Below are 11,734 nucleotides of genomic sequence, written 5' to 3'. Positions count from 1 at the left end.
TTTGGGAAGCTTGTATCGTTTCCCCCTTAAGCTTCGACAACTTTTTTAATATCAATCCTTGTCATATGGTAGATGGCATTCATCACTCGTTGTGCCCGTGCCCTGTCCTCGCCTTCATCTATCTCCCACAACACATCCGGAACAATCTGCCAGGAAATCCCAAAACGGTCTTTCACCCAGCCGCAAGGTTGCTCTTCCCCATCGAGCGACAAGGTTTCCCACAGTGCGTCAATTTGCTGTTGATTTTGGCAGCTTATGTAGAGGGAAACACTTTCATGAAATTTGCCAAAATACCCGCCTCCGTTCACTGCAACAAATTCCTGCCCTTTTAAGAGGAAACGGATTGTCTTGACCGAACCGACCGGTCCGGGAAGCATATCTTTGGGTACCGCTTCCACGTCGTTCAACCCTTCCAGCTCTTCTGCTCCGAAGTAGGTGATCTTTAAAATCTTCGATACACCATTTGTGCTGCCGAAGACCCTGTCAAACAGATCTACATACAATTTGATGGCTTCTTCCCCATTCTTCTCGAATGTGAAGCTGATTGTGATTGTTTTGTCCATAATGTTGTTGTTGAGAAATTAGGAAATTGGTGCAGGTGCGGAATGATGCTCATGCGTAATCAACCACCTGCCATCAATTTTTTTTAGCCCTACAGTAAGACGGCACTCCGGCTTTCTGCCTTTTCCAATAGCAAGCAATGCCGTACAAAAAGCAACGTCTTCTCCCGCGGTGATCTGCAGCTCTTCCAGTTGAAATGAGCCTTCTCCTCCCGAACTGTACTGAAAAAACAAATCCCATGCTTTTTTATATTGATCAAGCCCTTTGCTTTGCAAAGGCGGCGGAACATCAAACATCAAAACATCATCGGCATGATTTGATAGCAGGTTTTCATAATTAATGTCACGAATGGCCTGACACCAGTCATCTATGACCCTTTTAACCTGCATTTCATTACTGTCCGATAGTGCTACCTTTTTCATTTCTTTATTTTTAGATATTTTCACCTTACAATGCGCAACCATTTGGTTGCAAATATAAATGCAATTATTTAGTTGCGCAACTTTTTTTTCTCGCTATACTGGTTTTGCGTTAATTTTTGCAGATTGGATGGGAAAAGACTGCGGTACGCTTCCCCAAGCAGGTGCTTTCTTACGAAAGATTTTCATCCTTTCGTTTATGTTTCAGCCAAGGCAGTCTCTTTGCAAGATCAGGGTGAGTGTTGATATAAACATCTACTACATCATCCGGGATTTCGTCTTTCAAATACGTCAGCGTCCACGCAATGATCTCATCAATCAGCCTTCTTAAAGATGTGCCTTGGGGCGTGAGCCTGTACACCACGATCTTGGGGGCTTTGGCTTTCAATTCCTGCCTGGAGATCAGCCCATCGGTTTCAAGCTCTCTCAGTTGTTCTGTAAGGATTTTTTTACTGATGGTGGGCATGTGGCTTTGCATTGCGCTGAAGCGGTCAATTCCGCATTCCACCAGATGCAGGATAATTGGCTTCCATTTTCCCATGATCAGGCCCGAAAACCTGGTCATTACGCATAAGTTGGCGTCATAATGCACTGGCTGCATAGTTTTCAAATTTGGATGTTCCAAAGGTAACCATATGGTAACTTATTGCCTATAAAGATTCATGTTTTGATATTTGAAAAAATATCGATCATGACAAAACGATTCCTGTTTTACTGCAATGCGTTAATGCTGCTGACCAGCATCCATCATGTGTTGGGTGCTTATATTTATGATACGCCCTGGCGCCTTCATATATTGGCATTCAGCATCCCGGTTATTCTACTCAATATCATTCTCAATTTGAAGTTCAGGGCGAATAAAATCGCCGTTTACCTGCTGTTAGCCATCAATTTTATTATCACTATTTCACTGATCGGATTGTTCGAGGGCGGATATAATCACCTGGTAAAAAACATCCTATTCTTTTCCGGTACGCCTGCGGAAGTTATGGTACGCCTGTTTCCGCCGCCTACGTATGTTATGCCGGGTAATTTCATTTTTGAGTTTACCGGAGTTTTGCAGGCTTTCTTGTGTGTTCCGTTGCTGTATTTCTTTGTTAAGGTAGTCAAAAATAGCTTTAGGATGCTGGGGGGATAGGTTGGGGCGGGCATCATACACTTTTAAAGAAATTTTTTAAAAATTAAATAGACCGGGTATTTTTAGTTTAAACCTCGTTTATGATGGACGAATCAAAGGGCTACGAAGGCATTGCAGAAATATATATTAAAGGCGAGGCAGGGCAGTAAATGGTATAGGTTCGTCAACTGCCCGGGCATGGGCTCGAACCTTTACTAAAGGCTCCGTAGTATTGGATATTGGATGTGGAACGGGTATTCCAGTTATGAAAATATTGCTCGATGAAGGGTTAACCGCCTACGCATTGGATGCATCCCCCAAAATGATTGCAGCCTTTCGCCATAACTTTCCAAATGTACCTGTTGCCTGTGAATCTGTTGAGAGGTCGCCTTTCTTTAATCGCTCCTTCGATGGCATTATAGCCGTGGGACTGATCTTTCTGCTCCCTGAAGAAACCCAGCGGGCGGTAATCCCCAAAATGGCAGCAGCATTAAACCCCGGCGGGAGATTATCATTCACCGCTCCTCTTTACAAAATAGAATGGAAGGATGCAATGACCGAACAGCTCTCCAGGTCACTCGGGGCAGAGCAATACAGGGAGCTCATTTCTGCATCAGGATTATCTATTGTTGAAGAGCTGGATAATGAAGGGGGGAATCATTATTTCAATGCGATCCGGCAAGGTTAGGGGACTCTATGGAATGACAGAAAATATGGGTTAAAAGTAAGATGCTGAAAGATAACAGTAATTTAGCACGTCAAAAAAAGTGACGGAAACAAAAAGGGCCACCATTGCAGACGACCTCTTTAAAGCTGCATAGACGACTAGATTAGTTAAAATATCATCTTGATTCCGTCATGTATTTTTTCAGTACTTTATCTGTTCCCAAGGCAATCAAGAAAATACAAGTTATAGCCTGAATAAAGAGTATTATACGGACTAAATTAGAATTAGGAATTACATCGCCGTAGGTAACAGTAGAAGAATTAGAAGCACTGAACAATAAAAAATCTAAAAAAGATATTCTTTTGGAAAAGGAGCTTAATGCTTCGAACCTTAACTGATCTATATCAAATTGATTTTTCAAAAGAGCAAGTTCTGCTTTGGGTAGCAACTGATACTTATTTAAAGTATATAATGAATCTAAAGTCATCATTTTGTTTGTTAAAGCGCTGTCCTGAAACATAGTCAAATTGGATAGTACAAAATCGATAGCATTTACTTTTACTTTGGCTATTTCATAGTCCATGGCTGACTTTTCAACTTTCAACTGCGCAAGTGCAACTTCAGTATGACTTAGTCCAGAGGTGTATTCAATTGCACTCTCAATAATTCTGAGCTTCTTCGTAAGTGAGTCGAGTTGTGCCTTCTCCCATTTATCCGCATTTTCCCACTGCTTATCTTCAAAGCGCTTGTATGCATCATTTTTGAGCGGCTCTAATGAATCAATGATCTTCTTGTAGATGACTATTTGAGTTCTTAGATAGCCTTCATTCTTCCTTATAGAATCAGCTTTCCGCTGGTAATAAGTAAGACTGATTGCGTCCTCTCCCATAATACTTTTCGAAGAAAATGGATGCAAGTTATATTGTTCATCTATCACGAATGAATCGGGATAAAAAAACCAAGTGAAAAAATAAATGAGTCCAAACAATAAGATAATGCCGATATAAGAAATTAGAAAACGTATGCCATTCATATGTATAGCTTTAAAATCAGTAGAGGAGTTTAATAAAAATCCGTTAAGTATTACCAGACAAAAATGTATGAAGGAAGCTTTCAAGCAGTTTTCAAAAACAAAAAGGTCGCCCCATTGCTGAAACGACCTCTTTAAAGCTTGTCGGGACGACTAGATTCGAACTAGCGACCCCTTGCACCCCATGCAAGTGCGCTACCGGGCTGCGCTACGTCCCGAAACCGGTAACAGAAACTTTCGCTTCTGCCGTACAAACAAATCGCTTTGTTTACAACGGGATGCAAATGTAAACATTAATTTCATTTTATGAAAAATTTGTGCAGATTTTTTATCAAATGCCCAAAATTCCCCATGCATTCCTGCATACGTATGAAAGCATAAATGCTTACATTTGCCCCTGATTGGGCTAAAATTATACAATGCAGATTTTAATCAAAAGCGCAAAAATCATCGCACCTCTCTCCCCCTTTCACGGGCAAACTCAGGATATTTTAATTGACAACGGCGCTATTGCCAACATTGCCGCAGACATCTCCGCCCCGGCAGGCGCCAAAGTGATCTCCGGTAACAACCTGCATGTTTCCTCCGGGTGGATGGACGTTTTTGCACAGTTCTGTGATCCGGGGCAGGAGTATAAGGAAGACCTCAGCTCCGGCGCCAACGCCGCAGCTAAAGGCGGCTTCACCACCGTCATGATAGTTCCCAACACCCAGCCCGCCATCCACACCAAAACACAGGTGGAATACGTGCTGAGCAAAACCCGCTTCGGCGCGGTGACGGTACTGCCCATGGGCGCCATCAGTAAAAACCTGGAAGGCGCCTCCCTGGCGGAGATGTATGAAATGCGGCAAACGGGCGCCATCGCCTTTTCAGACGGCCTCAAACCGGTGCAGTCTTCCGGCATCATGCTCAAGGCGCTCCAATATGTAAAAGCATTCAACGGCACTATTGTACAAGTGCCTGATGATACCAGCATTTCCGGCCATGGCCTCATGAACGAGGGTATCTATTCCACCCAGCTGGGCATGCCCGGCAAACCGGCCATAGCGGAAGAGATCATGATACGGCGGGACCTGGAGCTGGCCAGGTACACAGACTCGGCTATCCACTTTACCGCCGTCTCCACCCGCCAGAGCGTGGAGCTGATTGCGGCGGCTAAAAAAGAGGGCATCCGCGTAACCTGCTCCGTAACGCCTTACCACCTGCTGTTTACGGATGCAGACATGGCCTCTTACAACAGTTTCCTGAAGGTGAACCCGCCCCTCCGCGGCGCGGATGATGTGGAGGCCCTGAAAGCCGCGGTGAAGAACGGTACGGTAGACTGCTTTGCCACGCACCACCAGCCGCAGGACTGGGATGCCAAACAGGTAGAGTTCGAGTACGCCAAACACGGCATGATAGGGCTGGAAAGCTGCTTCGGCGCGCTGCGCAAGGCGCTGCCCGATGTAAGCCTGGAACGCCTGACGGATATGCTCACCGCCGCCCCGCGTGCCATTTTCGGGCTGCCGGAGGCAAAGATAGAAAAGGGCGCCGTGGCAGACCTCACCTGCTTTGAGCCGGATGAAAAGTATACCTTCACGGAGCAGCACATCGGCTCCAAAAGCCGCAACACCCCCTTCCTGGGCACGGAGCTGACCGGTAAGGCAAAAGCGATTGTTCATAACAAACTATTATTTGAAAACCACTAAAATGTATTTCCCATGAAGAACAAAAACCATGTTGTTTACGGCCTTGTGGGCGCGCTGGTGCTGATCGTTTTGTTCATGATCCAGTACTTTGCCAAAATCTCCTCCCAGAACATGGTAATGCGCTGGGTGCCCGTACTGGTACTGGTAGGCGTGGTCATTGCCGGCTGCATCAACTACAGCAAGATCAACGGTGAAGATGTTACCTTCGGGGAAGTATTCGGCAACGGTTTCAAGATAACGGCCATCATCACGGTGATCACCTGCGTGTTCTACGGCATTTTTGTAAGCCTCTTCCCTGATTTCAAGGAAAGGGCCATAGAAGAGGCCATTGCCAATGCACCGGGCAACGTGAACCAGGAGCAGCTGGAACAGGGCATGGAATTTACCCGTAAAAACTTTACCCTCATGATGGTGGGCGGCGCCCTCTTCATGAACCTGCTCACGGGCGTTATTGCCTCCCTTATTGGCGCCGCCGTTGCTAAAAAAAGAAAAGCGTAAATGCAGCAGCTGGATATATCTGTAGTAGTTCCTCTGAAAAACGAAGAAGAGTCCCTGCCGGAACTGGCAGCCTGGATAGCGCGCGTAATGGAGGAAAATAATTTTTCTTACGAAGTGTGGATGGTGGATGACGGCAGCACGGACGAGTCCTGGCTGGTGATACAGCGCCTGGCCGCTGAAAACCCGCGCATCAAGGGCATCAAGTTCCAGCGCAACTACGGCAAATCTGCCGCGCTGAACGAAGGTTTCCGCAAAGCGCAGGGCAACGTGGTGATCACGATGGACGCGGACCTGCAGGACAGCCCGGATGAAATACCCGGCCTGTACAGCATGATCGTGAATGACGGGTATGACCTGGTGAGCGGCTGGAAAAAAGTGCGGTATGACAATACCCTCACCAAAAACATTCCCTCCAAGCTCTTCAACTGGGCCACGGTGAAAATGAGCGGCATCAAACTGCACGATTTTAACTGCGGCCTGAAATCTTACCGCAAAAAAGTGGTGAAGACCATTGAAGTGTACGGGGAAATGCACCGCTACATTCCCGTCATAGCCAAATGGAGCGGTTTCCGCAAAATAGGCGAAAAGGTGGTGGAGCACCGCAAACGCAAGTACGGCAGCACCAAGTTCGGGCTGGAAAGGTTCATCAACGGGTTTCTTGACCTGGCGTCTATCACCTTTGTAGGCCGTTTCGGCAAACGCCCCATGCACTTCTTCGGTGCGCTGGGCACCCTGTTCTTCCTGCTGGGTTTCATCATTGCCGCCTACCTCGCCTTTGCCAAAATTTTCTTTTTGCAGTATAAAATGACGGAGCGGCCCATCTTCTTCCTGGCGCTGCTGCTGCTCATCATCGGCTCGCAACTGTTCCTCACCGGCTTTATTGCCGAAATGGTAGGCCGCAACGCCCCTGAGCGCAACGCCTACCTGGTAGAAGAAACGCTGGATAATACATGACCCGCCCACAAAAAATAACGATCATAGGCCCGGCCCACCCCTTGCGGGGCGGGCTGGCTGCTTTTAATGAGCGCCTGGCGCTGGAGCTGCAGCAGCAGGGCCACGAAGTAACTATTCATACCTTTTCTTTCCAGTACCCTGGCTTTATGTTCCCCGGCAAAACACAATACGCCGGAGGGCCGGGGCCGGAAGGCCTCCGCATCAAACGCAGCGTGCACTCCATGAACCCGCTCAACTGGCTGCGCACGGGCAAGGCTATTGCCAGGGAGCGGCCTGATATAGTGATAGTAGCTTTCTGGCTGCCCATGATGGCGCCCAGCCTGGGAACGGTGGCCAAAATGATCAGGAAGAACGGCCATTCCCGCATCATAGGCCTGGTACACAACCTCATTCCGCATGAAAAACGGCCGGGAGACGTGCCGTTCACCAAATACTTCATCCGCCAGTGCCATGCCTTTATTGCGCTGAGCCGCGAAGTGGAAAAAGACCTGCGCGCCCACACCGCCGCCCCGGTGGACTTTGCGCCCCACCCGGTGTATGACAGCTTCGGAGATGCCGTGCCGCGCCAAACGGCCCTGCAGCACCTGCAGCTGGATGAAAACAACCGTTACCTGCTGTTCTTCGGCTTCATCCGGGCCTACAAAGGGCTTGACCTGCTGCTGGAAGCCTTTGCAGACCCGCGCCTGCAGGCCATAGACAACCTGCGGCTGCTGGTGGCCGGGGAATTTTATGAAGACAAAAAGAAATATGAGCCCTTGCTGGGCCCGCGGGTAGAGCTGGTGGAAGATTTTATTCCCAACAGCGAGGTGAAATACTACTTTTCCGCGGCAGACCTGGTGGTACAGCCCTACAGAACGGCCACCCAGAGCGGCATTTCACAGATGGCGTATCATTTTGAGAAACCCATGCTGGTCACCAATGTGGGCGGTCTGCCTGAAATTGTGCCGGACGGCAAGGCGGGCTATGTAACGGATACCACGCCGAAAGCCATTGCAGACGGCATTTTGCGTTTCCTGGAGCAAGCTCCGGGAGTTTTCAGTAACTTTATACGGGAGCAGAAACAGCTATACTCCTGGAAGCATTTTACGGACGTGCTTGGTTCCCTGGCACAATAATCCGCGAATTTTATTGTTATTGCACTATGAAGCTTTTGATTGCCACACTTTTGAGTTTCCTGACAATTACCGCTACCGCCCAACGCATCAGCAGCACCAGCACAGCCGCGCTGCGCACGGTGGAAGACACGCTTCGTGAGCTGAGCTACAACATTATTCACGGCAAGGAGCAGGCCGTGCGCGAGCGGAGTAACGACGAGTTCATTCCCAAACTGGTAAAAGCGCTCAAAACGCCCTACTCCTACTACTACCCTTTTGACTCCGTGCGCACCATGGCCAAAGTATACCCGGCAGACAGCACATTCCGCGTCATTACCTGGCCGCTGGAGTACGATAACAGCACTTTCCGCCACTTCGGCGTTATACAGATGAACACCAAAGACGGTTCCCTGAAACTGTTCCCGCTGTTCGACAATTCAGACTTTACAAGGGATCTGGACACCATCACCAACCACAAAGCCTGGTACGGCTGCCTGTATTATGCCATGATACAGCGCCGTTTCTTCAACAACGAGTACTACACCCTCTTCGGCTGGGACGCCAACTCCCAGACATCACAGAAAAAAGTGATGGAAATGCTCACCTTCAAAGACGGCGAGCCCGTGTTTGGCGGCCCGTATTTCAGCTTTGCGGAAGATACCGTGCGCAAGCCCACCCGCAACCGCTTCATCATTGAATACAAGCGGGATGCCGTAGCCACGCTCAATTACAACCCGGAAATGGACATGGTGGTGTATGATCACCTGATCTCCGAAACGGGCGAAGACCATAAAAAATACACCTACGTGCCAGACCTGGATTTTGAAGGCTTCAAATGGAAAGCCGGCAAATGGGTGCACATCGAAAAGGTATTTCACGATGCCCTGGAGCAGGGCAAAGCCCCCGTGGTAGCTCCGATAGACCGCAAGCGCGTAGATCTCACCCGCCCGCGTACCGCGGAAGAAATTATGGCGGAAGAGGCAGAAAAAGCGGCGCAAAAGGGTAAAAAGAAGAAAAAAGACAGGTAGGGGGAGCCCGGCTTCGGCCCGCTATGGAGCGTCCGTTGCGTCGCACTCTTCAACGTTTTGTACTATATTGTGCCTGTTATGCAAACCCCGCTGTGCAATAAAAAGTACCTTCTCGAAAAATTCCCCGGCAAAGGCGGCTGGACGTACGCCCGCATCCCCGAGTTCAGCAGCGGCAAGCGGAAATATTCCTCCTTCACCAAAGTATCCGGCACTATAGACGGGTATGAGATCAGCAACGCCACCCTGATGTCTATGGGCAACAAACAATACTTTCTGCCGGTGAACGCTGCCATCCGCAAAAAAATAGGCAAAGAGGCCGGAGACAAGGTGCACATCACGCTCCATGTAAACGAAAACACCGGGCCCGTGGCGGCAGACGAGTTTACAGACTGCCTGAAAGACGAGCCCGCGGCCTGGGAGCACTACCTGGCTTTCTCTAAAGCGGATCAAAAGGCCTGGGTGAAGTGGGTGAACGAACCGGTAGATGAAAAGCTGAGGATTGAACGCATCGCTGCGGCCGTTACCAAAATTGCTACAGGCAAAAAACTGGAAAACTAAGTATTATGGCTCCTCATATTGAATATGCGCAGGTCTTCCCCACCCTTGCCGTGGGAGATATAACCGCCGCCCTCGATTTTTATCTGAAACGCCTCGGCTTCACCCTCCGTTTTACCTGGCAAGACCCGCCCACCTTTGCAGGCGTTGGCCTGGGCAATACTACCTTACACCTGCAGTTGCAGGAGCCTTCCGTTACCGGCCATTCCAACATAAGTTTTATCGTAGAGAACGCAGACGAACTTTATGCCTTTCACCAGGCCAACGGCGTGGAAATAGCCGTGCCGGTAGACGACCGGGCCTATGGCATCCGTGATTACGCGGTAAAAGACCCCTGGGGCAACTTCATCGGCTTCGGGCATTATATCTACAACCAGGGCCCCAAAATCAAAATTGAACGGGTAGACGTGCCGGTGCGCCTGGAAAAACGGCTGGCCGCCCTGCTGGAAGACCTGGCAAAGCACAAACGCATGAGCATCAGCAGCTGCCTGGAAGAAACCCTGCTGCATACCTTTGAGCGCGTGGGAGACAGCGTGGCAAGTCCCCATACCCTCCACACCCTTGAGCACATACAGGAGCTGAAGAAAAAACATGGTATTGACTACGATACCCATGCCAGCTACCTGTTTGAGGAATAAGCCACGGGAACATGAGCAAGATCATATCTTCAAATAAAAGATGTCATTGTCTTTATTCTTCGTTATCCCTACCTTTATACCATGCAGGATATTTCAACAATAGCAGACATCCGGCTGCTGGTAGACACCTTTTACGGAAAAGTGAGGGAACAACCGCTGCTGGGCCCCATTTTTAACGGCGCCATCGGCGGCCGCTGGCCGGAGCATCTTGACAAGATGTACCGTTTCTGGCAAACAGTACTGCTGGAAGAGCATACCTATTACGGCAGCCCCTTTCCCCCTCACGCCAACATGCCGCTTGACCAGCGCCATTTTGATGCCTGGCTGGAGCTCTGGCACCAGACGGTAGACGGGCATTTTGCCGGCCCCAAAGCGGAAGAGGCCAAATGGCGGGCGCATAAAATGGCCGGCATGTTCCTTTCCAAAATTGAATACTACCGGCACACCGGCTCAAAACCGCTGTTATGAACGTTTATGCACCGGCAAAGCAGAATAATGTACGGGAGAAGCGTACCGCTATATCCCCTGGCATTGCACAATCATACGCACTGGCAGGCACTTTTATCTGGATAGGCGCCGTATGCGCCATCAGCTTCCTGGAAGCCTGGCTGAAGTTCAGGGCGCCGGGCATTACCCTGCCCCTGGGCCTGGGTATTGGCCGCTTGGTGTTCAGCGCGCTGAACAAGGTGGAATGGATGTTTGCCATTGTGCTGCTGGCCAGCGCATGGCTGTATGCCCGCCACCGGCTGCTGAGCGCAGCCCATGCAGTACTGCTTTGTGTGATTGCCGTACTGGCGGTGCAAACGGTCTGGCTGCTGCCTGCGCTTGACGCACGCGCGGAACTGTACATCACCGGGCAGCCGGTACCGCCCTCCCTGTTGCACGTGTACTTTGTAATAGCGGAAGTGATCAAAACCGCCCTTCTCACCGCCTACGGCATCAGCCTTTTCAAATATGACACAGCCCATCAAACGTAGCGAACATATTGCGCCGCTGTCAAGAGACCATCACCACGGCCTGCTGTTCTCCTGGAAAATAAAACAGGGACTGAAAAAACAGGCAGATACGGCCAGAATTGCCGCGTATGTGGCGTACTTCTGGGAAACCCACCTAAAGCAGCATTTCAGGGAAGAGGAGACATTACTCTTTAACACAGTGAAAGAAGAAGGTTGCACGGAAGCCCTGCGGCAGCACGCGGCCATAGCGGCGCTGGTAAAACGGCAAGACGCGGGCTCGCTGGCGGAGCTGGCGGCCCTGATGGAGCAGCACATCCGCTTTGAAGAGCGGGAGCTGTTCCCTCACCTGGAAACAGTATTGCCGGCAGACACGCTGGCCCGCATCGGCGCAGAGCTGACACGGCTGCACGCGGCGGAGAAAAAAGATGATTACAAAGACGAGTTTTGGCGCTGATAGCGCCATTGCCAGTGAGGCAGCGTAAGTTGATAGAAGAAAAAAGGGCGCATCTGTTGAGATGCGCCCTGTTAT

Annotated in this window: 16 protein-coding genes and 1 tRNA gene; 12 read left to right on the top strand and 5 right to left on the bottom strand. The window is 49.7% G+C overall.

Annotated elements, in window-relative coordinates:
- Positions 1–26: 26 nt before the first annotated feature.
- From ABDW36_RS20195 to ABDW36_RS20185, 3 genes are all read right to left on the bottom strand, one after another.
- Entirely contained in the window at positions 27–563 is a 537-nt protein-coding gene (locus ABDW36_RS20195) for a VOC family protein (RefSeq protein ID WP_343703728.1), read from the bottom strand.
- 18 nt (positions 564–581) lie between these two features.
- Complete coding sequence (locus ABDW36_RS20190) at positions 582–983, bottom strand: nuclear transport factor 2 family protein (RefSeq protein WP_343703727.1); 402 nt, start codon at positions 981–983, stop codon at positions 582–584.
- Between the two features lie 169 nt (positions 984–1,152).
- Positions 1,153–1,581, bottom strand: a complete 429-nt coding sequence (locus ABDW36_RS20185) for a winged helix-turn-helix transcriptional regulator (protein ID WP_343703726.1) — start codon at positions 1,579–1,581, stop codon at positions 1,153–1,155.
- Positions 1,582–1,671: 90 nt separating this feature from the next.
- On the opposite strand from ABDW36_RS20185, the gene ABDW36_RS20180 reads away from it, so the two are divergent.
- On the top strand, positions 1,672–2,118 hold the full coding sequence (locus ABDW36_RS20180; RefSeq protein ID WP_343703725.1) for a hypothetical protein: 447 nt from the start codon (positions 1,672–1,674) through the stop codon (positions 2,116–2,118).
- Between the two features lie 154 nt (positions 2,119–2,272).
- A complete protein-coding gene (locus ABDW36_RS20175) occupies positions 2,273–2,785 on the top strand; it encodes a class I SAM-dependent methyltransferase (protein WP_343703865.1) in 513 nt (170 codons plus the stop codon).
- 154 nt (positions 2,786–2,939) lie between these two features.
- Here the strand turns inward: ABDW36_RS20175 and ABDW36_RS20170 are convergent, their stop codons facing one another.
- Positions 2,940–3,797, bottom strand: a complete 858-nt coding sequence (locus tag ABDW36_RS20170; RefSeq protein WP_343703724.1) for a potassium channel family protein — start codon at positions 3,795–3,797, stop codon at positions 2,940–2,942.
- 141 nt (positions 3,798–3,938) lie between these two features.
- A tRNA-Pro gene (locus tag ABDW36_RS20165) sits at positions 3,939–4,012 on the bottom strand.
- Positions 4,013–4,213: 201 nt separating this feature from the next.
- Here ABDW36_RS20165 and ABDW36_RS20160 point away from each other — a divergent pair.
- The 10 genes from ABDW36_RS20160 to ABDW36_RS20115 all read left to right on the top strand — a co-directional run bounded on the left by ABDW36_RS20160 (position 4,214) and on the right by ABDW36_RS20115 (position 11,659).
- On the top strand, positions 4,214–5,482 hold the full coding sequence (locus ABDW36_RS20160; protein WP_343703723.1) for a dihydroorotase: 1,269 nt from the start codon (positions 4,214–4,216) through the stop codon (positions 5,480–5,482).
- 12 nt (positions 5,483–5,494) lie between these two features.
- Positions 5,495–5,980, top strand: coding sequence for a DUF4199 domain-containing protein (locus ABDW36_RS20155; RefSeq protein WP_343703722.1), 486 nt, complete (start codon positions 5,495–5,497; stop codon positions 5,978–5,980).
- The gene (locus tag ABDW36_RS20150; RefSeq protein ID WP_343703721.1) at positions 5,981–6,934 is read left to right on the top strand and encodes a glycosyltransferase family 2 protein; all 954 of its coding nucleotides are present in this window, start codon (positions 5,981–5,983) and stop codon (positions 6,932–6,934) included.
- A complete protein-coding gene (locus tag ABDW36_RS20145; RefSeq protein WP_343703720.1) occupies positions 6,931–8,049 on the top strand; it encodes a glycosyltransferase in 1,119 nt (372 codons plus the stop codon). The genes ABDW36_RS20150 and ABDW36_RS20145 overlap by 4 nt, the downstream gene beginning before the upstream one ends.
- Positions 8,050–8,075: 26 nt before the next feature.
- The gene (locus ABDW36_RS20140) at positions 8,076–9,056 is read left to right on the top strand and encodes a hypothetical protein (protein ID WP_343703719.1); all 981 of its coding nucleotides are present in this window, start codon (positions 8,076–8,078) and stop codon (positions 9,054–9,056) included.
- A gap of 78 nt (positions 9,057–9,134) precedes the next feature.
- Positions 9,135–9,614 carry a YdeI/OmpD-associated family protein gene (locus ABDW36_RS20135; RefSeq protein WP_343703718.1) on the top strand — a complete coding sequence of 160 codons (480 nt, stop codon included), beginning with the start codon at positions 9,135–9,137 and terminating at the stop codon, positions 9,612–9,614.
- Positions 9,615–9,619: 5 nt separating this feature from the next.
- Positions 9,620–10,249 (top strand): VOC family protein, encoded by a 630-nt coding sequence (locus ABDW36_RS20130; RefSeq protein ID WP_343703717.1) that lies wholly within the window; start codon positions 9,620–9,622, stop codon positions 10,247–10,249.
- Between the two features lie 81 nt (positions 10,250–10,330).
- On the top strand, positions 10,331–10,717 hold the full coding sequence (locus tag ABDW36_RS20125; protein ID WP_343703716.1) for a group III truncated hemoglobin: 387 nt from the start codon (positions 10,331–10,333) through the stop codon (positions 10,715–10,717).
- Entirely contained in the window at positions 10,714–11,226 is a 513-nt protein-coding gene (locus tag ABDW36_RS20120; RefSeq protein ID WP_343703715.1) for a hypothetical protein, read from the top strand. The genes ABDW36_RS20125 and ABDW36_RS20120 overlap by 4 nt, the downstream gene beginning before the upstream one ends.
- Positions 11,204–11,659, top strand: a complete 456-nt coding sequence (locus ABDW36_RS20115) for a hemerythrin domain-containing protein (protein ID WP_343703714.1) — start codon at positions 11,204–11,206, stop codon at positions 11,657–11,659. The genes ABDW36_RS20120 and ABDW36_RS20115 overlap by 23 nt, the downstream gene beginning before the upstream one ends.
- Positions 11,660–11,734 lie beyond the last annotated feature (75 nt).

It is taken from the genome of Chitinophaga sp. (assembly GCF_039596455.1).
Lineage (GTDB): Bacteria > Bacteroidota > Bacteroidia > Chitinophagales > Chitinophagaceae > Chitinophaga.
Note: the sequence above shows the minus strand (reverse complement) of the source record. Positions and strands in the feature narration are given on the sequence as shown.

Coding starts and splice junctions, on each gene's coding strand:
- ABDW36_RS20195 (WP_343703728.1), bottom strand. CDS start 563: ATGGACAAAACAATCACAATCAGCTTCACATTCGAGAAGAATGGGGAA.
- ABDW36_RS20190 (WP_343703727.1), bottom strand. CDS start 983: ATGAAAAAGGTAGCACTATCGGACAGTAATGAAATGCAGGTTAAAAGG.
- ABDW36_RS20185 (WP_343703726.1), bottom strand. CDS start 1,581: ATGCAGCCAGTGCATTATGACGCCAACTTATGCGTAATGACCAGGTTT.
- ABDW36_RS20180 (WP_343703725.1), top strand. CDS start 1,672: ATGACAAAACGATTCCTGTTTTACTGCAATGCGTTAATGCTGCTGACC.
- ABDW36_RS20170 (WP_343703724.1), bottom strand. CDS start 3,797: ATGAATGGCATACGTTTTCTAATTTCTTATATCGGCATTATCTTATTG.
- ABDW36_RS20160 (WP_343703723.1), top strand. CDS start 4,214: ATGCAGATTTTAATCAAAAGCGCAAAAATCATCGCACCTCTCTCCCCC.
- ABDW36_RS20155 (WP_343703722.1), top strand. CDS start 5,495: ATGAAGAACAAAAACCATGTTGTTTACGGCCTTGTGGGCGCGCTGGTG.
- ABDW36_RS20150 (WP_343703721.1), top strand. CDS start 5,981: ATGCAGCAGCTGGATATATCTGTAGTAGTTCCTCTGAAAAACGAAGAA.
- ABDW36_RS20145 (WP_343703720.1), top strand. CDS start 6,931: ATGACCCGCCCACAAAAAATAACGATCATAGGCCCGGCCCACCCCTTG.
- ABDW36_RS20140 (WP_343703719.1), top strand. CDS start 8,076: ATGAAGCTTTTGATTGCCACACTTTTGAGTTTCCTGACAATTACCGCT.
- ABDW36_RS20135 (WP_343703718.1), top strand. CDS start 9,135: ATGCAAACCCCGCTGTGCAATAAAAAGTACCTTCTCGAAAAATTCCCC.
- ABDW36_RS20130 (WP_343703717.1), top strand. CDS start 9,620: ATGGCTCCTCATATTGAATATGCGCAGGTCTTCCCCACCCTTGCCGTG.
- ABDW36_RS20125 (WP_343703716.1), top strand. CDS start 10,331: ATGCAGGATATTTCAACAATAGCAGACATCCGGCTGCTGGTAGACACC.
- ABDW36_RS20120 (WP_343703715.1), top strand. CDS start 10,714: ATGAACGTTTATGCACCGGCAAAGCAGAATAATGTACGGGAGAAGCGT.
- ABDW36_RS20115 (WP_343703714.1), top strand. CDS start 11,204: ATGACACAGCCCATCAAACGTAGCGAACATATTGCGCCGCTGTCAAGA.